This is a genomic window from Bradyrhizobium sp. AZCC 2230, assembly GCF_036924495.1.
Classification (GTDB): Bacteria; Pseudomonadota; Alphaproteobacteria; order Rhizobiales; family Xanthobacteraceae; genus Bradyrhizobium; species Bradyrhizobium rifense.
In genome coordinates, this window is record NZ_JAZHRS010000001.1 from 6490431 (window position 1) to 6513185 (window position 22755).

18 protein-coding genes are annotated in these 22755 nt (G+C 65.0%); 5 read left to right on the forward strand and 13 right to left on the reverse strand.

The annotated features are described in order from the left end of the window. Positions 1-318: 318 nt before the first annotated feature. Complete coding sequence (locus V1280_RS31115; RefSeq protein ID WP_334533381.1) at positions 319-1233, reverse strand: phosphoribosylaminoimidazolesuccinocarboxamide synthase; 915 nt, start codon at positions 1231-1233, stop codon at positions 319-321. A 77-nt stretch (positions 1234-1310) separates the two neighbouring features. After that, the gene (locus V1280_RS31120; protein WP_334533384.1) at positions 1311-2228 is read right to left on the reverse strand and encodes a pirin family protein; all 918 of its coding nucleotides are present in this window, start codon (positions 2226-2228) and stop codon (positions 1311-1313) included. A 64-nt stretch (positions 2229-2292) separates the two neighbouring features. On the opposite strand from V1280_RS31120, the gene V1280_RS31125 reads away from it, so the two are divergent. The 3 genes from V1280_RS31125 (at position 2293) to V1280_RS31135 (ending at position 5589) form a co-directional block, all read left to right on the forward strand. Beyond that, positions 2293-2862 (forward strand): GNAT family N-acetyltransferase, encoded by a 570-nt coding sequence (locus tag V1280_RS31125; RefSeq protein WP_334533387.1) that lies wholly within the window; start codon positions 2293-2295, stop codon positions 2860-2862. Between the two features lie 50 nt (positions 2863-2912). Beyond that, positions 2913-3974, forward strand: a complete 1062-nt coding sequence (locus tag V1280_RS31130; RefSeq protein ID WP_334538462.1) for an AraC family transcriptional regulator — start codon at positions 2913-2915, stop codon at positions 3972-3974. Between the two features lie 145 nt (positions 3975-4119). Beyond that, positions 4120-5589 carry a serine hydrolase domain-containing protein gene (locus tag V1280_RS31135; protein ID WP_334533390.1) on the forward strand — a complete coding sequence of 490 codons (1470 nt, stop codon included), beginning with the start codon at positions 4120-4122 and terminating at the stop codon, positions 5587-5589. A gap of 91 nt (positions 5590-5680) precedes the next feature. On the opposite strand, the gene V1280_RS31140 is transcribed toward V1280_RS31135, so the two are convergent. After that, on the reverse strand, positions 5681-7051 hold the full coding sequence (locus V1280_RS31140) for an MmgE/PrpD family protein (RefSeq protein WP_334533393.1): 1371 nt from the start codon (positions 7049-7051) through the stop codon (positions 5681-5683). Positions 7052-7168: 117 nt separating this feature from the next. Between V1280_RS31140 and V1280_RS31145 the strand changes: the two genes are divergently transcribed. Next, positions 7169-8284: an FUSC family protein gene (locus V1280_RS31145; protein ID WP_334533396.1), complete on the forward strand. Its 1116-nt coding sequence runs from the start codon at positions 7169-7171 to the stop codon at positions 8282-8284. 1 nt (position 8285) lies between these two features. Here V1280_RS31145 and V1280_RS31150 read toward each other — a convergent pair whose 3' ends face one another. The 10 genes from V1280_RS31150 to rpsT form a co-directional block, all read right to left on the reverse strand. Then, positions 8286-8936, reverse strand: a complete 651-nt coding sequence (locus tag V1280_RS31150; RefSeq protein ID WP_334533399.1) for a 2-hydroxychromene-2-carboxylate isomerase — start codon at positions 8934-8936, stop codon at positions 8286-8288. Continuing rightward, positions 8933-9421: a DUF2867 domain-containing protein gene (locus V1280_RS31155; RefSeq protein WP_334533402.1), complete on the reverse strand. Its 489-nt coding sequence runs from the start codon at positions 9419-9421 to the stop codon at positions 8933-8935. Before V1280_RS31155 ends, V1280_RS31150 begins: the two co-directional genes overlap by 4 nt. Continuing rightward, positions 9418-10809, reverse strand: coding sequence for an MATE family efflux transporter (locus tag V1280_RS31160; protein ID WP_334533405.1), 1392 nt, complete (start codon positions 10807-10809; stop codon positions 9418-9420). Before V1280_RS31160 ends, V1280_RS31155 begins: the two co-directional genes overlap by 4 nt. Before the next feature lie 191 nt (positions 10810-11000). Beyond that, a complete protein-coding gene (gene murA / locus V1280_RS31165; RefSeq protein WP_334533407.1) occupies positions 11001-12296 on the reverse strand; it encodes a UDP-N-acetylglucosamine 1-carboxyvinyltransferase in 1296 nt (431 codons plus the stop codon). Between the two features lie 287 nt (positions 12297-12583). Next, entirely contained in the window at positions 12584-15019 is a 2436-nt protein-coding gene (gene gyrB, locus V1280_RS31170; RefSeq protein ID WP_334533410.1) for a DNA topoisomerase (ATP-hydrolyzing) subunit B, read from the reverse strand. Positions 15020-15460: 441 nt separating this feature from the next. Continuing rightward, entirely contained in the window at positions 15461-16204 is a 744-nt protein-coding gene (locus V1280_RS31175; RefSeq protein WP_334533413.1) for a hypothetical protein, read from the reverse strand. A gap of 81 nt (positions 16205-16285) precedes the next feature. Next, positions 16286-17461: a DNA replication/repair protein RecF gene (gene recF, locus V1280_RS31180; RefSeq protein WP_334533416.1), complete on the reverse strand. Its 1176-nt coding sequence runs from the start codon at positions 17459-17461 to the stop codon at positions 16286-16288. A gap of 108 nt (positions 17462-17569) precedes the next feature. Continuing rightward, positions 17570-18688: a DNA polymerase III subunit beta gene (gene dnaN, locus V1280_RS31185; RefSeq protein WP_148777584.1), complete on the reverse strand. Its 1119-nt coding sequence runs from the start codon at positions 18686-18688 to the stop codon at positions 17570-17572. A gap of 250 nt (positions 18689-18938) precedes the next feature. Beyond that, positions 18939-20351, reverse strand: a complete 1413-nt coding sequence (gene dnaA / locus V1280_RS31190) for a chromosomal replication initiator protein DnaA (RefSeq protein WP_334538463.1) — start codon at positions 20349-20351, stop codon at positions 18939-18941. A 1316-nt stretch (positions 20352-21667) separates the two neighbouring features. Beyond that, positions 21668-21934 (reverse strand): 30S ribosomal protein S20, encoded by a 267-nt coding sequence (gene rpsT / locus V1280_RS31195; protein WP_334533424.1) that lies wholly within the window; start codon positions 21932-21934, stop codon positions 21668-21670. Between the two features lie 387 nt (positions 21935-22321). On the opposite strand from rpsT, the gene V1280_RS31200 reads away from it, so the two are divergent. Next, on the forward strand, positions 22322-22639 hold the full coding sequence (locus V1280_RS31200) for a hypothetical protein (RefSeq protein WP_334533426.1): 318 nt from the start codon (positions 22322-22324) through the stop codon (positions 22637-22639). Positions 22640-22755: the final 116 nt, after the last annotated feature.

Here is a 22755-nt window from a genome sequence, read left to right on the forward strand (position 1 = left end):
CGACAGTTCTGGCGGCGTTCCGCGTGTGAACGGCCAATCATATGGTGGACGGAAGAACCGAAATGGTACCCTCACACTCAGTGTCGTCCCGGCGAACGCCGGGACCCATAACCACAGGGAGCGGTTTGGCGAAGACTTGGAGTTCGGTACTACGGCCATCCGCGATCGATAGATTCCGCGGTATGGGTCCCGGCGTTCGCCGGGACGACGGCAGAGTGCTTGGTGGCACCAGCTCTCCACGTCATTGCTGTCTCCGCGGAGGGACTCTGGATTGCTTCGCTTCGCTCGCAATGACGGAGCGAGACGAAACAGCGGAGGCTAAATCTTCAGCTCTGCCCCCGTCACGCGCCGATACGCCTCCAGATACCGTTTGCTGGTCGCATCCACGACGCTCGCGGGCAGCGGCGGTGGCGGGGCGTCGCCGTTCCAGCGGCCGGCGCGGCGCTCGACGTCGAGATAGTCGCGTAGCGGCTGCTTGTCGAAGCTTGCTTGCGGCTGGCCGGGCTTGTAGGCATCGACGGCCCAGAAGCGCGACGAATCGGGCGTCATGACCTCGTCGATCAGGATGATGCGGCCGTCCTTGTCGCGGCCGAACTCGAACTTGGTGTCGGCGATGATGATGCCCTGCTCGCGCGCCAGCTCCTCGCCGAGCGTGTAGATCGCGCGGGTCATGCTCTCGAGTGTATAGGCTGTGTCGTCGCCGACGACTTCGCGCATCCTGGTGATGGTGATGTTCTCGTCATGACCGGTCTCGGCCTTGGTCGCCGGGCTGAAGATCGAGGGCTCGAGCTTCTCGCTCTCGACGAGGCCGGCCTTCAGCTTTTCGCCCGCCAACGTGCCGGAGCCGGCATATTCCTTCCAGGCCGAGCCTGACAGATAGCCGCGGATCACGCATTCGATCGGGAACACGGTGGTACGGCGGGACAGCATGGCGCGGCCGAGAATCTCGGCGCGATGGGCTTTAAGCGCCGGCACGGCCGCGATGATCTCGTCGGTATCGGCGCTGATCATGTGATGCGGCACCACGCCTTCGAGCTTGTTGAACCAGAACGCACTGATCTGGGTCAGCACCGCGCCCTTCATCGGGATGGTCTCGCCCATCACGACGTCGAAGGCGCTGATGCGGTCGGTGGTGAGCAGCAGCAGGCGGTCGTCGTCGACGGCGTAGATATCGCGCACCTTGCCACGCCCGATCTTGGTCAGGGGCAGGTCGCTGGAGAGCATGGTGGTCATCGCAAAGCTTTCGAAAACCTGGCTTTCAGGCGAGAAATCCGACCGCGCCTGATGGCACGGCCGGACACAGGATTAGCCTATTCCGGCAGCGGAATGAACTCATGTTCCTGCGGAACCGCGGCGAAGCGGCCGGTTTTCCAGTCTTGCTTGGCCTGCTCGATCCGCTCCTTGCTGGAGGAGACGAAATTCCACCAGATGTGGCGCGGCCCTTCCAATGCATCGCCGCCGAGAAACATCATCCGCGTGGCCTTGAGCGCCTTCACGGTGATGCGGTCGCCGGGGCGGAAGATCAGGAGGCGCGGCCCTTCATAGCGCTCGTTCGCGATCTCGACCTCGCCGTCGACCACGTAGATCGCGCGCTCCTCATGATCGGGGTCGAGCGGCACGCTCGCGCCCGCGACCGCCGTAACCTCGGTGTAGAACCAGGGCGAGACCATCTTCACGGGCGAGGTGATGCCGAAGGCGGAGCCCGCGATCACCCGCGCAGTGAAATCGCGCTCGGAGATCATCGGCAGCTCGCCCGCCGCATAATGCTGGAACGAGGGATCGATCTCTTCTGATCCGGCCGGCAGTGCGATCCAGCTTTGCAGGCCGAGCATCTGCTGGCCCGAGGCGCGCTGCGCATCCGGCGTGCGCTCGGAGTGCGCGATGCCGCGCCCGGCCGTCATCAAGTTCATCGCGCCGGGCGCGATCTCCTGCACGTTGCCCTCGCTGTCGCGATGCATGATGGACCCGTCGAACAGATAGGTGACGGTGGCAAGCCCGATATGCGGATGCGGCCGCACATCCATCCCCTTGCCGGAGACGAACTGCACCGGGCCGAAATGATCGAAGAAGATGAACGGCCCGACCATCTGCCGCTTGCCATGCGGCAACGCGCGCCGCACCACGAATCCGTCGCCGAGGTCGCGGGTGCGCGGCACGATGACGAGATCGAGCGCGTCGCACGACATGGGATCGCCGAGCACGGGATCGTTGGAGGGTTGCCAGCTCATGGTGGACTCCTGTTTCTTGCTGGTATGATCGTAGCAGAACAATGTTGGGAACGGGAGGAGACAGATGATTCCGCCGCTCAAGCCTGGTGCCCGGCTGTTGCAGGTATCCGGCCCCCAAATCGAGACGGAACGTCTTATTCTGCGTCCATGGCGCGCAAGCGACATCGCGCCCAATTCCGCGATGCTGAGCGACCCGGACACGGCGCGTTTCATCGCAGCCGACGGCAAGCCGGTCACCACCGAGATCGTCGGCTGGCGCAACGCGGCGGTGATGGCCGGGCATTGGGCGCTTCATGGCTTCGGCATGTTCGTGGTCGAGGAGAAGTCGAGCGGCCATTATGTCGGGCGGGTCGGGCCGTGGTGCCCGCCGGGCTGGCCCGGTTTCGAGGTCGGCTGGGGCATTGCAAAAGAATTTCGCGGCAAGGGCTATGCGGCGGAGGCGGCCCGCGCATCGATCGACTGGGCCTTCGACAGCTTTGAGGTCGACGACATCCTGCATTGTATCGAAAGTACGAATGCGCCGTCGCAGGCCGTGGCCCGAAGCCTCGGCGCCCGGAAGGATCGCGAGATCGAGCTGTTCGGCAAGCCGGCCGACGCCTGGATCACGTCGTGCGCATCATGGCGGCGAAATTGAATCGCTGTCCGATCTGACCTAAATTCTCGGCCCGAACAATCGAACCAATGATGTTGCTGACCCATCTCGAGCTCGCCTTTCGCGCTGCCAGCGTCGCGCTGCTGCTGGTGCTGGCGGCGTCGCTGCTGTCTGACTTTCGCAATGTGCTGGCTGCCCGCCTCGGCGCGGCCTTCGCGCTGGGCTCGGCCGCGCACGCGGTGAGCTACTCGGTCGGCGTCACGTCGCTGATCCCGGCATGGCATGCGCCGCTGATCGCGCTGTCGACCGGGAATATCGTGGTGTTCTGGCTGTTCACGCGCGCGCTGTTCGACGACGCGTTTCACTTGCGCTGGTGGCACGGATTGGTCTGGGCGCTGGTGGCGGCCTTCAGCTTCGCAGGCTGCGTCTGGGTCGCGCCGGGTGGGAACGTGCGGTTCTCGATCACAATGGTCAATCTGATCGTGCTCGGCTTCATCGCGCTGGCGATCGGGCAGACGATTGCCTCGTGGCCGGTCGACCTGGTCGAGCGCCGCCGCCGCGTCCGCGTCTTCATCGTCTGCGCCGCGGCGCTCTATGGCGGGCTGAATGCGGCGCTTCAGATCGCTGTCGCCGGCCATCACGTCGGCGATCTCGCCGACACGGTCAATGCCGGCGTGCTCGCCTGCATCGTCGCAGCCATCGCTTACGCCATGATGCGTGTCGATGGCGCCGATCTGTTTCCGGTTGCATCGGAGGCCGCACCGGCGGTCGTTTTCATTCAGCCTGCGGCCGATGACGCCGCGGACCAGAAACTCATCGATGCCCTGATGCGGCTGATGGCGGATGAGCGAATCTACCGCCAGGAGAACATCACCATCGGCGTCCTGGCGGGCCGGCTGAAGATTCCGGAATATCGGCTACGCCGGCTGATCAACCAGCGGCTCGGCTATCGCAATTTCAATGTGTTCCTGAACAACCACCGCATCGAGGAGGCCAAGGCCGCGCTCGCGGACCCCACCCAGGCCGAGGTTCCCGTCATCACCATCGCCATGGACGCCGGCTTCCAGTCGCTCGGCCCGTTCAACCGCGCCTTCAAGGCGGTCACAGGCGTGACGCCGACGGAGTATCGGCGGCTCAAGGCCGACGCAGCCTAGATTTTTAGGCCGTTGAAATCACACGATAATTCCAGAATCAACCAGCCCCGATCAGTTTCGGCGAGGCCGTTTTTCAAATCCGGCGAGCGTGCATCGGCCGCATCCTGCTTCGTCTCCCGCACACGCCCGAAGCCGGAGAAAGCCCGTGACCCGCTGCCGCAAGATCATCCTCCTCACCACCACGATCGCCTGTGCCGGCCTCGCGCTCGGCGCAGCGCGGGCGCGCGATGTGCCGAAGGTTGCGACCGGCTTCATCGCCGACACGCTCTGCTCGGAGACGTTCGTCTCCGGGCTCGATCCCAAACGCAACCTCACCGAGACCAGCGATGCGATGCCGGGCGCGGGACTGTTGACCTGGGCGATGGATGTTCAGGTTGATCGCGCGCGCAAGGACGTGACGGTGACGCTGTTCGGCATCGGTCGCAGCCACGCCGTCTATCGCGCGGGGCTTGGCTGCACGCTCGAGCACGGCCAGGGGATCGCCGACGTCGCGCTGCCCCCGGACGACAAACAGCCGGCGTTGCTCCCTGAGATCGCCGGCGAGGGGCTCGTGCCGCCGCAAAGCGAGGACCTGTCAGCCGCGCTCGACCGCGCCTTCGCCGAGCCCGCGCAGCCGCCTTACCGGCGCACCCGCGCGATCGTCGTCATGAAGGCCGGCTGCATCATTGCCGAGCGCTACGCCGAAGGCATCGGGCCCGAGACGCCGCTGCTCGGCTTCTCCATGACGAAGTCGGTGATGTCAGCGTTGACGGGCATCCTCGTGCGCCAGGGCAAGTTGAAGCTCGACGGGCCCGCGCCGGTTGCTGCCTGGCAAAATCCGGATGATCCGCGCCATGCCATCACCGTCGATCAGTTGCTGCGTCACACCGCAGGGATTGCGCTCGGAAGCTCGTTGCAGGCCTCGCTGGGCTCCACGCTCGAGCCGGTCAACACCATGAAATTCGCCGAGGATGACATGGCGACTTTTGCCGAGCGTATGCCGCTCGCGACCGCGCCGGGCGCGGCGTGGAATTATCACGATGGCAACTTCCTCATTCTCGCGCATCTGATCCGCAACGCCGCCGGCGGCAAACCCGCAGATGCGCTGCGCTTTGCGCGCCGCGAGTTGTTCGCGCCACTCGGCATGAATCACGTCACGCTCCAGCTCGACGGCGCCGGCACGATCGAGGGCTCGAGCGAGATGCTCGCGTCCGCGCGCGACTGGGCGCGCTTCGGCCAGCTCTACCTCAACGACGGCGTCGCCGGGGGCAGGCGCATCCTGCCCGAGAGCTGGGTGAATTACTCTGCGACAGCGACGCCGAACGCGTGGGTCGGGATCGGTGCCGGTTTCTGGACCGACCAGGGCGACAGTTTTGGCGCGAAGTTTCGCGTGGAGCACGGCTGGCCGCGCGACGCCTTCTTCGCCAAGGGCACCATCGGGCAGTACACGATCGTGATCCCCTCGGAGCGCCTCGTGATCGTACGCCTCGGCCGCTCGCCGAACTGGCCGCCGGAAGCCGACGGCGTGTTCGATCTGGTGCGGGATGTCGTGGCGACAACGGGCACCGCCTCTTCTCCCTCTCCCCGCTTGCGGGGAGAGGGTTGGGGTGAGGGGGAGTCTCCGCAGGGGAGGTGAGAGTTGGATTTGCGGAGAGTCCCCCTCACCCGGAATCCAAGCTGCGCTTGGATTCCGGCCTCTCCCCGCAAGCGGGGAGAGGCGAAGATCACTACTGCCTTCCCAGCTCCGTCGCTTTCGCCACGCGATCGAACCGCTCCAGCGTCATGATCGCATCGGCGAATTTGTCGGCGCGTGCGTTCAGCACCGGCCGCGCCAGCGTCAGGAATTTTTGCTGCATCGCCTGCGCATCAGGGAACGATGTCGGCTCTCCGGACGGATCGGCGTAGAGGCGCTCGTGCACGCCATCATCCGTGGTGATGCTGACGCGCGCGCCAAAAGGATGGGTGCGGCCGACCTCTAGCCGGTCGTCCTGCACCACGTCGAACTTGTCGGCGAGCGCGTCGATCGCGGCGTCGCCGAGGCGGTTGTAGTCGTCCCAGCCGAACGAGCCCTGGTCCAGCGCGAGCGCGCCGGTGAAGAACATCGAGAACTGGCCGCCGACGATCGAGGTCGGATGCCGCTTGGTCGCGGCATCGCCGGTCAGCGTGATGCCGTTGCGGTGCAGGCCGATCTCGACGCGCTTGACCTGGTCGGGCGTCAGATTGTGCTCGCGCCGCATCGCGATCAGCGCGTCGATCGCGGCATGGGTGTAGCGGCAGCTCGGATACGGTTTGACGCCGATCTTCATGGTCTCATAGGTCCTCCCGAGCCCGGCGACAGCCTTGTCGGGATGCGCGTCGTCGGTGTAGCCGGCGAGCAGGCCGTGCTTGCCTTCGACCGATTCCGTCGCGCCGACGAAATCGTTGCGCGCCAGCGTCGCGGCGATCACGCCGTTCATTGCGGCAGCGCCGACCTGGTAGCGCTTGTTCCAGGCGCCGTTCATCAGGAATTGCAGCGAACCCGCGGCCTGGCTGCCGGCAACGCCGAAGGCGGCGATGATCTGCGTCTCGGAGAGGCCGTACAGTTTTCCAGCGGCCGCCGCTGCGCCATAGGTGCCGGCGGTCGCAGTCGGATGGAAGCCGCGCGCATAATGCGAGGTCGGGTCGAGCGCGTTGCCGAGCCGGCAGCACACCTCATAGCCCGCGACGATCGCGGTCAGCACGTCGCGCCCGGAGGCCCCGACCATCTCGCCGACGGCGAACGCCGCCGGAACCACCGGCGCGCTCGGATGCAGCGAGGAATCCGCATGCGTATCGTCGAAATCGAGGGAATGGCCGAGCGCGCCGTTGAGCAGGGCCGCCACCGCCGGTGTCCAGGTCTTGGCATCGCCGAACACGGTGGAGCAGCCCTTGGTGTCGAGCGCGAGCGCTTCCAGCATCTTCAGGATCGACGGGGTCGATTCCGCCTCGCTCCGTGCCCGGATGGCGCTGCCCAGGAAATCCAGCGTCAGCACCTTGGCGCGATCGAGCACCTCCGCCGGAATATCCTGATATTTCAGGTCGGCAACATAGGCGGCGAGCGTTGCGGTTTCGTGAGCCATCGTGTTTCCTCGTTTTGGCCGGCAAGTTAGGCGGGGTGATTTTGCCTTTCAAGCGGGCTTGGGGCCGCGGGCAGCAGCTATGCTTTTGGCTGATTACGAGGATCGGGACGTTTGACGATGGCACTCGCAGGACAGCTGTTCGACTGGGTCGGATCGCGAAAGACGCAATTGGGGCTTGCGGTCCGGGTCACGGTCGCGGCCACCGGGGCCTATGCACTTGCCACCGCTCTGCATCTGCTATTGCCGCTCTGGGCCGTCCTCACCTCCATCATCGTGACCCAGATGAGTGTCGGGCGCTCGCTGAAGGCGACACGCGACTACATGCTCGGCACGATCGGCGGCGCGATCTATGGCGGCGCTATCGCAATCCTGATCCCCTATTCCAGTGAATTGGGTCTTCTGGGTTTGCTGGTACTGGCCGTCGCGCCGCTTGCCTTTCTCTCGTCGATCTATCCGAACCTGAGCTCTGCAACGGTGACGGCCGTGATCGTGCTCGTGCTTCCGAGCATGCATCACGCCGATCCCATGGCGTCCGCGATCGACCGCGTCAGCGAGGTTTCGGTCGGCGCCATCACCGGGCTCCTGGTCTCGTTCCTGGTGCTGCCGACGCGCGCGGTGCGGCAGATCCGCGCCAGCGCGGCAAAACTGCTCGAGCTGATCGCGGAGGCCTTTACGGAACTGCTCGCGGGCCTCACCCGCGGCCGCGACAACGATGCGCTGCACCGGATCCAGGACGGAATCGGCACTGCCATGGTGGGCATGAATGCGATCGGTGCCGAGGCCGAGCGCGAGCGTTCGGCGCGGCTGTCAGGCGGCCCCGACACCGGACCGCTGCTGCGCACGATTCTGCGGCTGCGCCATGACGTCGTGATGATCGGCCGCGCCACCGTGGTGCCGCTGCCGGTCGAGGTGCAGGTCAGGCTCGCCGGCCCGCTGGCGGAAGTCAGCGCGGCAATCGTGCGTTTCCTGAAGTCGGCGGCCGAAGCCATTCGCGCGGGCGCCGGCGCGCCGCCGATCCATCCGGTGCACGTCGCGCTCCAGCACTACGCCGAGGCGGTTGCCGCTGTCCGTCAGGAAGGCCTGATCCGCGGCCAGCCGGCCGATACTGCTGAGCGCTTCTTCGCGCTCGGCTTCTCGCTGGAGCAGATGCACCAGAATCTCTGCGATCTCGACCGCGTCGTCGGCGAATGGTCGGAGGCCGCGGCCGACGGGCCGGTGAAGGTCGCGGAGTGAGCTATCTCTTCGTCAAGCCCTTGCCTTGCAGGCGCCAGACCAGGAGATCGATGCGGTCCTGGCCGAAGAACGGTTCGTTCTCGAAGGTGAAGGTCGGCACGCCCCAATGGCCGGAGGCGGCGTGGTCCTTTTCATTCTCGGCAATCACCTGCTCATAGCGATCCGGATCGGCGCTGATCGCCGCGTCCATCGCGGCGAGATCGAAGCTGGCCTTCTCGGCGGCGCGCGCGAGATGATCGCCCTCGTTCCAGCCGCCGACCGAGCCGTCCCAGAGCACGCGCGCGATCGCATCCGTGAATGCGAGCGCGCGGCCTTCGAGCTGCGCCATGGCGCCGAGCCGTGTCAGGCGATGAATGTAAGGCTGTTCGGCCGCGACATCGAACGTCACCTTGTCCTGCACGATCGGATCCGGTCGCGGAAAGCGGAACGGAATGCCCTCATGCTGCGCCACGCGCGTGCTGTCGAGCACCACATAGCGAATGAAATTTGGACTGGCCTTCTTGAAGAAGCCTGGCACGCGCACCGCGAGCGGATAGACCGGCCGCAGGTTCACCGCGAGATCATACTCCGCGACCAGCTTCAGCGTCTTCGGCAGCGCCAGATAGCTGAAGGGGCTGCGGAAGGAAAAGAACAGGTCGACGGACAGCGTCATCGCGCCGGCTCCACGATGCTCCCCATCATGCTGCGGGCTACCAGCTTGTGGAACGGCGTGATGAGCGCGAGGTAAGTCCGTCCGAGGAAATTGTTCTTTTTCACCAGAGTGGTTACGGTGACGTGGCGAAGCGTCGCTTCGCCGGCGACATCGACCACGATACGGAAATCGAGATGATAGTCGTCGAAGCCGGCGACCAGTCGCTCCGGCGTCTCGCTCACCACCGGAAACAGGCCAATCAGACCGCCGGGCGCGTAGGCGCCTTCGCCCGATTTTTTCAAGCCGAAGGGTGTCACCAGAATGTTGCGCAAGCGCGTCAGCGCATCGATCCAGCGCGGCCCGTGCAGCACCATTCGGGTGCAGGCTTCGCGGGCGCTCAATTGCGTCGCGCCGACCTCCGCACGAAAGGCGTCGATGAATTGCGCGCCTGATAGCACCGTGCCGGCGTCGACATTGGGGGTGACTTCGTGAACTTGTCCGGTCATCCCGCCAGTTTGCGCGTCAGCATCGCAAAGCGCAAGATCAACAGGCCGGCATAGACGAACGATCCGATCGACAGTCCGATCCAGACGCCGACCGCCCCGAGGCCGGCGTGGAAAGCCAGCGCCCAGGCGATGGGGAAGCCGACGCACCAATAGCCGATCGCCGCGAACACCAGTGTCATCCTTGTGTCATTGATGCCGCGCAGCGCGCCGCCCATGATGGTCTGCAGCGCGTCCGCGATGAAGAAGGTTGCGCCGACCAGCAAAAGTATTGCGGTCAGCTCGACGGTCGGCGCACTGGCCTCGCTGCTGCCGAGAAACAGTCGTCCGAGCTCATAGCGGCCGAGGATGATGCCGACAGTCAGGGCCGCGACGAACGTAATCCCGAGCACCGCCGCGACGAGGCCCGCACGTCGGACGCCGGCCGGCTCGTTACGGCCAAAGGCGTGGCCGACCCGCACCGTCGCGGCCATGCCGATGCCAAGCGGGACCATGAACAGCACGGCCGTGACCTGGAGCGCGATCTGGTGCGCGGCCAGCGCGCTGGTCGAGATCAGTCCCATCAGGAGCGCCGCCGAAGAGAACAGGCCGTATTCCAGCAGCAGGGAAAATGAGATCGGGGCGCCGATCGCGATGAGCTGACGCATCAAGGGCCAGTCGATCCGCCACAGCTGGGCCAGCGGATGATAATCGGCGAACGGCTTGCGCCACGCAGCGATAGCGAGCGCGGCGATGAAGGTGCCGAGATTGACCAGCGTCGTCGCCAGTCCGGCGCCGAACAGGCCGAGCTCCGGCAGGCCGAACAGGCCATGGATCAGGCAGTAGACCAGCACGAAATTCGCGGGGATCGCCGCGAGCGTGATCCACAGCGGCGCCTGCGGCCGGTTCACCGCGCTCATCATGCTGCGCAGCGCGATGAAGCCGAGTGCCGGCGCGATGCCCCAGGCAAGCCCGTTCAGGTAGCGCTGCGCGAGCGCGGCCGAATGCGGCGCCTGTCCGAGCGCAATCAGGATGTGCTTGCCATAGAGCGGCGAAGCCATCATCGGCAGCGAGATCAGCAGCGCGACCCAGAGGCCGACGCGCAAGGAGAGGCGGATGCGCCTGACGTCGCCGGCGCCGAACGCCTGCGCGGCCAGCGGCGACACCGCAGCCACCAATCCAAGTCCGAAGGTGAAGCTGACGAAATAGACGGTGTGCGCAAGTGCCGCAGCGGCAACCGAATCCTCGCCGAGCCTCCCGATCAGCGCGAGATCGCTCGTGATCATCGCGATCTGCCCGAGCTGCGTCAGCATCATCGGCACGGCCAGCCGCAGCGTCTCGACGAACTCCTGCGCGAGATGGCTTTGCACGCCGGCCTGCGGCTGCTGCTGTGGTTGGACGGTGTCGAGCATGGCTATCCAGTAGCATCGCAGGGCGACGAAAACATGGCTCTGTCTCGTGTCCCGGACGCGCGAAAGCGCGAGCCGGGACCCAGAAGCCACAGGTACGATGTCGCAATATGGGCCCCGGCTCAGCAGCGCATCACTGACGTGCTGCGCTGCGTCCGGGGCACGAGACCATTTTCAGGATGGAGAGGCGAAGATCACCCCTTCCGTTCCGGCACGCGCCGGATCTTCGCGCCCAACGCGTTCAGCCGTTCGTCGATGCGCTCATAGCCGCGCTCGATCTGGTCGGCGTTGTTGATGGTGGACGTGCCCTCCGCACAGACCGCCGCGAGCAGCATCGCCATGCCGGCGCGGATGTCGGGCGAGATCATCGATGCGCCGCGCAAGCGGCTCGGACCTGCGATGATGGCGCGATGCGGGTCGCACAGCACGATGCGTGCGCCCATCCCGATCAGCTTGTCGACGAAGAACATCCGCGACTCGAACATCTTCTCGAACATCAGGATCACGCCCTCGCACTGCGTGGCGGTGACGATTGCGATCGACATCAGATCGGCCGGGAAGGCCGGCCAGGGCTGGTCCTCCAGCTTCGGCACGTGGCCGCCAAAATCATCCTGGATTTTCAAAGTCTGGTTCGACGGCACGATGAGGTCGTCGCCCTCGACGCGGCAGACGATGCCGAGCCGCTCGAAGCCCATGCGGATCGAGCGCAGATGCTCGACGCCGGCACGCACGATGCGCAGCGGCGAGCGCGTCACGGCGGCAAGACCGATCAGCGAGCCGACCTCGATATGGTCCGGCTGAATCCGGTAGGTCGCCTCCCCCAGCGTCGCCGGGCCATGCACGATCATGGTGTTGGTGCCGATGCCCTCGATCTTGGCACCGAGCGCGACCAGGAAATTGGCGAGGTCCTGCACATGCGGCTCGGAGGCCGCGTTGCGCAAATACGTGACGCCGTCAGCCGCGACGGCGGCAACCAGCGCGTTCTCGGTTGCGGTGACGCTCGGCTCGTCCAGGAACACGTCGGCGCCGGTGAGCTTGGGGCAGCGGAATTCCAGCCGGTCGGTTGCGGTGACCTTGGCGCCAAGCTGTTCCAGCGCGAGCACATGGGTGTCGAGCCGGCGCCGGCCGATGACGTCGCCGCCGGGCGGCGGCAGCATCACCTCGCCGCAGCGCGCGAGCAGGGGGCCTGCGAGCAGGATCGAGGCGCGGATGCGGACGCAGAGCTCCGGATCGAGATCGGCGGCGCGAATGCTCTTGGCGTGGATGTGAAGCGTGTTGCGGGCGGTCCATTCCGCGGCCGCGCCGACCGAGCGGACCAGCTCGACCAGCGTCTCGGTGTCGCGGATTCGCGGCACGTTCTCCAGCGTCACCGGGTGTTCGGTGAGCAGGGCGGCCGCGATGATCGGCAGCGCCGAATTCTTGTTGCCGGCCGGCTCGATCGAGCCCGAGAGCCGGTGACCGCCCTCGACGATATATTGGATGGGCGCCACTTGGATCTCTCCGTCCTGTTGCGGTGGGGCGGGCTGCTTTGGAGGCGGAAACTATAGGGAATTGAGCGCGGTAGCAATTCGGGCTTGATAGTTGCCACGAAGGCAGTGCGCCCCCTCTCCCGCTTGCGGGGGAGGGCTGGGGTGGGGGTGTTTCCGCAGCGGGATTGTCGAAATCTACGGAGAATATCCCCTAGAGGAGAAAGCCCTCACCCGGCGCTTTGCGCCGACCTCTCCCGCAAGCGGGAGAGGTTGCATCGAGCGCGCTGCGTCATCGAGGCCAACCCGCCTCAAATATCGATCGTCGCGCTAAGTGAATGTTCCTGGATGAAGTCGCGGCGCGGTTCGACCACGTCGCCCATCAGCTTGGTGAAGATGTCGTCGGCCTCGTCGACCTCCTTGACCTTCACCTGCAACAGCGAGCGCGCATCGGTGTCGAGCGTGGTTTCCCAGAGCTGCTCCGGGTTCATCTCGCCGAGACCTTTGTAGCGCTGCAGCGTGATGCCCTTGCGGCCGGCGTCGGTGACAGCCTCGAACAAATCCACCGGTCCGTAGACCATGTGCTCGGCGTCCTTGCGGCGGAGCTTGCCGGGGCGGGCATAAACGTCCTGCAGCTTGGTCGTGTACTCGTCGAGCTTGCGCGCCTCGACGGATCCCAAGAAGGCGTCGTCGATGAGGGCGGCTTCCTTGACGCCGCGCACCGTGCGCTCAAACTGGAAACCCTGTCCCTCGACGTATTGGCCGACCCAGCCGCGCTCGACTTCCTCGGCCTGGCTGTCCAGCCGGCCTGCGATGTACTGCGCAGCGGCAGCAGCTTTTTCCGGATCGCCGTAGATCGTCTTGTTGAGCACGCCGGTGATCGCAGCCTGCTCGATCACCTTGCGATTGTAGCGGCTGTGCAAATTGCGCAGGACGCCGCGGACAATTCGGGCATCGTCGACCAGCGAGCGCAGATCGCGGCCGGTGCGATCGCCGCCGTTGCCGGGGATGTAGACGCAGTCGTCGAGCCCGGTGTCGATCAGATAGTCTTCCAGTGCCCGCTCGTCCTTCAGGTACTGCTCGGACTTGCCGCGGCTGACCTTATAGAGTGGCGGCTGGGCGATGTAGAGATAGCCGCCGTCGATGATGTCGCGCATCTGCCGGTAGAAGAAGGTCAGCAGCAGGGTGCGGATATGGGCGCCGTCGACGTCGGCGTCCGTCATCACGATGATCTTGTGATAGCGCAGCTTCTCGATCGAGAATTCGTCGCTGATGCCGGTGCCGAGCGCGGTGATCAGCGTGCCGATCTGCTCGCTGTGCAGCATCTTGTCGGGGCGCACGCGCTCCACGTTGAGGATCTTGCCGCGCAGCGGCAGCACCGCCTGGAATTCACGGTTGCGGCCCTGCTTGGCGCTGCCGCCTGCCGAGTCACCCTCGACGATGAAGAGCTCGGATTTCGCCGGATCCTTTTCCTGGCAGTCGGCGAGCTTGCCGGGCAGCGAGGACACCGAGAGCGGGCTCTTGCGGGTCAGCTCGCGCGCTTTTCGCGCAGCTTCGCGGGCCGCCGCCGCCTGGATCACCTTGCCGACGATCATCTTGGCTTCGCCGGGGTGCTCCTCGAACCAGGCCTGGAGCGCCTCGTTGAGCACGTTCTCGACCACGGGGCGCACTTCCGAGGACACCAGCTTGTCCTTGGTCTGCGACGAGAATTTCGGATCGGGCACCTTCACCGAGAGCACTGCGGTGAGGCCTTCGCGGCAGTCGTCGCCGGTCAGCGCAATCTTTTCCTTCTTCGCATTGGCCTCGGCATAGCCGTTGACCTGACGCGTCAGCGCGCCGCGGAAGCCGGCCAGATGGGTGCCGCCGTCGCGTTGCGGGATGTTGTTGGTGAAGCACAGCACGTTCTCGTGGTAGCTGTCGTTCCACCAAAGCGCTGCCTCGACACCGATGCCGTTCAGCTCCGCGCGCACCATGATCGGCGCCGGCACGATCGCCTTCTTGTTGCGGTCGAGATATTTGACGAATTCCTCGACGCCGCCGGAATAGTGCATCTCCTCGCGCTTCTCGACCGCGTGACGCATGTCGGAGAGGGCGATGTTGACGCCGGAATTGAGGAAGGCGAGCTCGCGCAGCCGGTGCTCCAGCGTGGCGAAATCATATTCGATGTTCTTGAAGGTCTCGGTCGAGGCCTGGAACGTCACCTCGGTGCCCCGCTTGCCCGGCGCGTCGCCGACGACCACGAGCGGTGCCACCGCATCGCCATGCGCGAACTCGATGTAGTGCTCCTTGTTGTCGCGCCAGATGCGCAAGCCGAGCTTGCTCGACAGCGCGTTGACGACGGAGACGCCGACGCCGTGCAGACCGCCGGAAACCTTGTAGGAGTTCTGGTCGAACTTTCCGCCGGCGTGCAGCTGGGTCATGATGACCTCGGCCGCGGAAATGCCTTCGCCCTTGTGGATGTCGACGGGAATGCCGCGGCCGTCGTCGCGCACGGTGACGGAATTGTCGGCGTTGAGCACGACGTCGACGCGCGAGGCGTGGCCCGCCAGCGCTTCGTCGATCGCGTTGTCGACGACCTCGTAGACCATGTGGTGCAGGCCCGAGCCGTCATCGGTGTCACCGATATACATGCCCGGACGCTTGCGGACGGCATCGAGACCCTTGAGCACGCGGATCGATTCCGCCCCGTAATCGCTTGGATTTGAGGGCTCGTTTTCGGCAGGCGTCTGCCGAGCAGGTTCTGTCATGAGAGGCCTTCGAGATGTCGCCCGAATCAGCCGCGCAAAAGGCGCTGATTTGCAGGCTATTTGTGCCATGAAAGAGAGATTGCGCCTAGCGCAAAGTATCCTCCGGCAACCCTTTGATCAGATAGGATTTTTGGGCCGGTTTTCAAGGCGTCTGAGGGCCGATTTGGAGGCTCGCGAAAAGCCCGATGCGGGGGGGCTTTTCAGTGCCTCAAAGACGGGGGTTTGCGGGTCTGCGAGGCGTGTTCCGAGGCCCCGGTTCGAGCATTCGATCTTTTGTGGAATTGGTGTGGCCACGGGCTCGCTTTAACCTCCCCGCTTGCAGGAGAGGCACAGGCCGCCTTCGGCGGCCGTTCTCAAGCGACGCCGAGGCAAAGCCTCGGCTATGGCGCAGCGCCGGGTGAGGGCTCTCTCCTCTTGGGGGTTGTCGACTGAGGCGGAGGCTCAATACAGCAGCAGCGGCGACCATTCCTCGCCGTCGCGCCCGACCGTGAGCTCCCAGGTATCGCCGGCCGCGACGTCAAGGACATGCGCGGTGGCTGGATGGCCCGGCACGCTCAGTTCGTAGGAATATTTGCCGGGCTGCAGATCCAGCGACACCGCGCGGGTGCCGGCGGCGCGCTTGAGGGTCCGGTCGTTGATCGTGAGCGTGGCGTCCGTCTCGCTGATATTGGAGAACACCAGCATCGCCTGACCAGGCTCGGGCATGACGTTCGCGTAGGTCGCGACAGATGCGTTCTTCTGCACGAGGTTGATAGTGGTGCTGCTATCCCTGCGATCGAGCGCCAGCATGCCGGGCCCAACCGGGGAGACGAAGGCAAGCTGGACGTGATCGGCGGAGACCACCGCGCCATCGCGCTGTTCCTGCCAGCCGAGCTTGCCGAGCTCGGTGCGGTAGAAGGCGAGCACGTTGCCGAGCTCAGCGGGCACGGTCGCCTCTAACGTGGTGCGGAGCGGCGTTTCAACGCCCTGCACGACAGTGGTGTGGATTCCCCGGTAGCTGTAACGGGTCGGCGCGGGCAGCTTGGCATCGGAATCCGGTGTCAGCGCAGGCGAGAACAGCATCGCGAGATGCGGCATCCAGGCGCTGGCGGTGGCCGCGAGCATGCAGCTTGCGAGGAAGGCGAGGCCGCACACAAACGCTCGCCATCGTGCCGGAGCTTTCACTCCAAGCCTTACCGTCCGCATGGTCTCTCCTCAAGGACATCGGGCGCTGTGAGATCGCCGCGATTGCAACGGCTGCGACACCGTCGGTGCGGCCTCAGGGAGCTAGTCGCGACGGGAAATGGTCGGGTTCAACGACGGCGTCTGTCGCCGGGCGGAAACGCGTCCGCTCTCGACGTCAAACACTTCGCCGCCGGCGCCGATCTCGGCAAACGCGGCCGGGTCCGCGCCGGTCAGCCACACCTGCGCGCCAAGCTTGCGCAGCTCGTCGAACAGCGCGGCGCGGCGGTTCGGATCGAGATGGGCGACGACCTCGTCGAGCAAGAGCAGCGGCACGATGCCGGTCATCTCGGCGACCAGCGTCGCATGCGCCAGCACCAGACCGATCAAGAGCGCCTTCTGCTCGCCGGTCGAGGCGTCGCGCGCCGGCATGCTTTTCGGCGCGTAGATCACCTGGAGATCGGTCAGATGCGGACCGTCGGTGGTGCGGCCGGCGATCGCATCGCGCGGGCGGTTGTCGCGCAGGATCTGGCGGTAGCGGTCCTCGACCGAGGTCGCGGTCTCGGTCAGCAGCGCGTTCTCCATCCAGCCGTCGAGCGCGATCTGCGCCGACGGAAACGCGGATGCCAGCGCGCGCGCATTCAGCATGCCGGTGAGCCGCGCCGCGGTCTGGCCGCGCGTGGCGGCGACCGCGACCGCGAGCTCGGCGGTCTCGCGTTCGATCGCGTCACACCAATGGTCGTCGTAATTGCGCGTCTCGAGCAGGCGGTTGCGCGACCGCAGCGAACGTTCGAGCGCGTTGATGCGGCTGGAATGCTCGCTGTCGATCGCCAGCACCAGGCGGTCGAAAAAGCGCCGCCGCTCGGAGCCCGCGCCCATGAACAGCCCATCCATCGCCGGCGTCAGCCACACCATGCGGATATGGTCGCCGAAGGCGGCCGCCGAATTGACCGGCTCGCGGTCGATGCGGCAGCGCCGGCTCACCGGGCTGTCCGCGCGCGGCGGCTCGAGGCCGGTGCCGAGCGTGGCCAAGCCTAAAGCGCCCTCGACCTGCGCGGACACCGCCCAGGAGCCGTCGCCCTGGTTGTCGGCGACGTCCTCCAGCGTGGCGCGCCGCAAGCCCCGACCGGGCGACAGGAACGAGATCGCCTCGATGCAATTGGTCTTGCCCGCCCCGTTCGGCCCGACCAGCGCCACCATGTCAGCCGCCGTCTCGAGCCCCGACGCCCGATAATTCCGAAAATGCGTCAGCGTCAGGCGATGAATGCGGGAGGGGGTCATTTTAGCTCGTCAGTGCCAGTACCCACGTTCTTGGCTCTCAAGACGTGGATGGCCGGGACGAGCCCGGCCATGACGGATGTAGTTAGTATGTGGCGAGGCTGGAAGGTCTCACACCCGCATCGGCATCAGCACGTACAGCGCGCTCTTGTCGTCCTTGTCCTGCACCAGGGTCGGCGAGCCCGGATCGGCGAGCTTCAGCGTCGCGACGTCGCCTTCGATCTGGGCGGCGATGTCGAGCAGGTAGCGGGAGTTGAAGCCGATATCGAGCGCGTCGGAGGCGTACTCGACCTCGAGCTCCTCGGTCGCGCTGCCGGAATCCGGATTGGTGACCGACAGCACCAGCTTGCCCGGCGACAGCGACAATTTCACCGCGCGGCCGCGCTCGCTCGAGATGGTCGAGACGCGATCGACCGCGTTCTCAAAATCCTTCTTGTCGACCACGAGCTCCTTGTCATTGCCCTGCGGAATGACGCGGCCGTAATCGGGGAAGGTGCCGTCGATCAGCTTCGAGGTCAGCACCACATTGCCGATGGTGAAGCGGATTTTTGCCTGCGACAGCTCGATCGTGACCTCGGCCTCGTTGTCCTCGATCAGGCGCTGCACCTCGCCGACGGTTTTCCGCGGCACGATCACGCCGGGCATGCCCTCGGCGCCCTTGGGCTGGACCAGGTCGAGCTGGGCGAGGCGGTGGCCGTCGGTGGCGACGCCGCGCAAGGTCGCGGCTTTCGCGGTGCCGGCGGCGTGCAGATAGATGCCGTTGAGATAATAGCGCGTCTCTTCGGTCGAGATCGCGAACTGGGTGCGGTCGATCAGCCGCTTGACGTCCTTGGCGGCGAGATTGAACGAGTGCGACAGGTCGCCGGTGGCGAGATCCGGGAAATCGTTCTCCGGCAGGGTCTGCAGCGTGAAGCGCGAGCGGCCGGCACGGATCGCCAGCACGGCGCGGTCGCCGTCGGCCTCCAGCACGATCTGGGAGCCATCCGGCAGCTTGCGCACGATGTCGTAGAACATGTGCGCCGGAACGGTGGTGGAGCCGGCGGTCGCGGTTTCCGCCGGCAGCGTCTCGGTGACCTCGAGGTCGAGGTCGGTCGCCTTCAGCGACAATTTCGCGTTCTCGGCGCGGACCAGCACGTTGCCCAGGATCGGGATCGTGTTGCGGCGCTCGACCACGCGGTGGACATGGCCCAGCGATTTCAGGAGTTGCGCGCGTTCGACCGTAACCTTCATTGCACTACTCGCCCGATCCCCAAAGATGGAAAAAGCCGGGCGGAGGAAAGCGCGCCGCGGCACCGAAGACCCCGGAAAGCCGGATCATCCAGCCGATATGACCAAAGCCGTCAGGGTCGCGCAAGGTGGCGCGGATGGCCCCCGGATTCAAGGGATCGGGGGCAGTTCCCCACGATTTACCCGCAGAAACGCGACCGCCGCCCGGGCGTAGCCGGGGGCGGCGGGAGAATGGCAGGAGCGTCTTAGGCGTTTATTCCTGAAGCTGGCGCTTGAGCGACTCGACCTCCTCGGACAGCGCATTGTCCTTGGACACCAGGGCCTCGATCTTGCGCACGGCGTGCAGCACCGTGGTGTGGTCGCGGCCACCGAAGCGACGGCCGATCTCGGGGAGCGAGCGCAGGGTCAGCGTCTTGGCGAGGTACATCGCCACCTGGCGCGGCCGCACCACATTGGCGGTCCGGCGCGAGGACAGCAAGTCGGAGCGGCTGACATTATACTGCCGTGCCACCACGCGCTGAATGTCCTCGATCTTGATCCGCTTCGGCTCCTGCGGCCGGATCAGGTCGCGCACCTCGTGCTCGGCCATCTCCAGCGTTACCGGCCGGTTATTGAGCTTCGAGTGCGCCAGCAGGCGGTTGATCGCGCCTTCGAGGTCGCGGCCGTTATGAGTGATCGCCCGGGCCAGATAGGTCAGCACCTCCTCAGGCACCTCGAACGTTGCATGATGGGCGCGGGCGGCTGCGACGCGCGACTTGAGAATGCCGTGGCGCAACTCCTCGCCGAGCGAGGCCATCTCGACCACGAGACCGCCGGCCAGCCGCGAGCGGACGCGGTCATCCAGGCTTTCGAGATCGGACGGTGGACGGTCGGCCGCGATCACGACCTGACGACCGGCATCGATCAGCGCGTTCAGCGTGTGACAGAACTCGGCCTGCGTCGACTTGCCCTGCAGGAACTGGAGATCGTCGATGACGAGCACGTCGATGCCGCGCAGCGCTTCCTTGAAGGCGAGCGCCGTCTGCGTCTTCAGCGCGGCGACGAAGCCGTACATGAATTTTTCCGCGGTGAGATAGAGCACCTTGCGCTCGTTGCCGGAATTGCCGGCCCAGGTCACCGCCTGCAACAGATGCGTCTTGCCCAGCCCAACGCCGGCATGGATGTAGAGCGGATTGAACATCACGGGATCGCCGCGGCGTCCCTCGGCGACCTGACGCGCGGCGGCATGCGCCAGCGTGTTGGAGCGGCCGACGACGAAGCTCGCAAAGGTCAGGCGCGGATCGAGCGGCGAGCCGCCGAGCGCATCATGATTGGCGGAGACCGGCGCGGTCGCAGTCGAACGCAGCTCGGCCGCCGGCGCACGACGCGTCTCGACCGGCGCGGGCGCTTCCTTCGACTGCACCACGGGGCGCACCGCGGAGCGAACGGTGAGGTCGATGCGATGCACCTCCGGCGCCTCGGCCTGCCAGCACGACAGCACGCGCTCGGCATAATGGGCCTGGATCCAGCTCTTCAGGAAGCGGGTCGGAACCGAGAGCCGCACACTCTCCTCCTGCACGCCTTCGAGATCCATGCGCGCAAACCAGCTCGTATAGACGTCTTCCCCAACGTTCGAGCGCAGCCGGCTCTTCACGCGTGACCAGCGATCCTGTTCCGATGTCGTCATCATTTGAGAACTTTTCTTGAGAGATATGGTTGCGTTGTGAGCGCCATGCAGAGTTCCTGCCAGCAGGGGTGCTGCAATGGCGCGACCTCGAGCGATTCCATCCGCGGACATAGCTTGGCCGTTCGGCGCGAACGCCGCGGTCAGATCAGCGATGTCAGAGAGGGAGTGTTCGCGAGGTCAGCGCGTACTCGGCGCCCCGTCACAGGCGGGAGGCTTGAGGTCCGACGGATCCAGAACGGCATCGTTGGAAATGGAAGCGTTGGAAATGGAAGCTGGTTTCAATACCGCGTTGAGTCCGTAAGACATGATACCTCCCCGTCCTGCCGTGATTGCTCACGACAAGGTCCTGCGTGTCCTAGAAGACAACTGCGACTGAAGCCGCCGATGCCCCGCCCGTCTGCACTGCTCGTCCGCTTGGCTACGCCATCATGCGTGTCGGGGCAGCTTCATGACATCCCTCATTTGCGCCTGGCGCGAGCGGGATTGAGAAAAATCCCGCTTGGAGACATTCAGACAAAGAGCTACCGTTCCCACATTGCTATGGGTTTTGATCCGACAATCGCTTGTTGAAGCGTCGCCTACGTGCACACCGCCGCCGATTTGCACGCTCGCCCCGTTTCCAAAACCGCGCTGGTCTCAAGATCGTGGGCGCCGCGAACGACTTAAGGAATACACCAAGCGGGAAGACTCGCAACGAAATTGATTCACACTTGAGGCGTTTAAAATTCTTGACCAGCGTTAACGCCGCGCACGAGTTGTACACAGGCTTGAGACCAAGTTTTTGGATTCGTGCACAGATTCGAAAGCGCGGCGTGTCATGTGACAATGACTCCCCGACCGCCAAAAATTTTTTACAAAAGCGTCACGCACGCGCCGTGCGGACGAATTTTCCAAATGCTTGGCGCCACTATGTCGATAAGTGATTAGCGAGACACCGTTTTTTGAGTCTCGTTTCGCAGGGTAACTCCAGAGCGAAACGGTTCCGGTGAAACTACGGTGTGCAGAACTCGCGCGCGCGAGAAATGCAACTTAGGCCCGCCCCGCAGGGGTTTTTCGCACCGCAGTGAAAGTTTCCGCTGTTGCAAAAACACTGTCGGGTAAAACTGCAGGTAGAATTACGGAGCGCAGCATGGCGCAGGCGACAAAAATCTTCCAGAGGAGATTGGTCACCCAAAGACCGCAAGCGGGAATTGTGACAGGCAACAAAAAGCCCGGCGCGAAGCCGGGCTGATTGAGAGAGCGATGTTCGCTTCAGCCGATCGGATGACACGATCGGGGCGCGTCGACGACCTTACGTCGCGAGTTACTTGGCGAACTTACTTGGCGAGCTTGGCGATCTGCGCGGTGAGGCGCGAGACTTTGCGGCTGGCATTGTTCTTGTGAACGATGTTGCGCTGGGCGGCCTTCATCAGGGCGGGCTCGGCACTCGCCATCGCCTTCAGCGCGGCGGCGCGATCGCCGGTCGCGATGGCTTCCTCGACGGTACGCACGGCACCGCGCATCTGGGTGCGGCGCGACTTGTTGACGGCGGTGCGGCGGGCGATCTTGCGCGTCGCTTTCTTGGCGGAGGTGGTGTTGGCCATGGTCTCAATGTCCTTTGCGGGTACCGGTCGCGTCTGGGTCGGGTAGCGCCGGCAGCTTGACCGCGGAATCGACGCTCGGATTTAGGGTGTTCGGTTGCTGGGCCGTTCCCGGAGCATGAGCGATAAGCCTTGCGGCCATCTCTGAGGCTCAAAAGAGCCTGCAACTGCTCAAAGAACAGCGGCGGCAGGATTGCGCCCACCGCCAGTTGGCGCCCTTATAGAGGGGGTCTTTGGCACCGTCAACGCTTTAGGGGCTGGAAAAGCGGGCCCGGGGGCGTGCCAAGGGGGGCCGTAACGCCCTGATGAGGTTGAATTTCTGCCGTCTCCCGGCTATTGGCTGACGGCGCTTATTGGGTCGTCCGATCGGATGGCCATAGAGGGTAAGGCATGATCCGCGGCTTTTTCCGATTGATTGGGCTGTTGCTGCTGGCCGGCGGGTTCATCTTCATGGTCTATGACGGCGCCCGCTGGGTAGCCGACCAGACCCTGCGCTTCACCCGGTTCGGCCAGTTCTGGAACGACATCAACCAGGCCAGCCAGTCCGCCTTCCGGACCTGGGTCGAGGCCAAGGCGCCCTGGCTCTGGACCTCGGTGATCCGCCTGGTGCTGGACCAGCCGGTGTTCGCGGTCCTCGGCCTCCTCGGCATTTTACTGATGATCCTGTTCCGCCCGCGCAAGCCGCTGATCGGTTATTCCCGGGACTGATCTTCAGTTCCCGCCGGGATTGATCTTCAATTCCCGCCGGGACTGATCTGCAAACGAGGCGCGGCGTAACAACACTGCCGCTTGCTGCGTAAAGACCTATATTCCCACTCGATCGC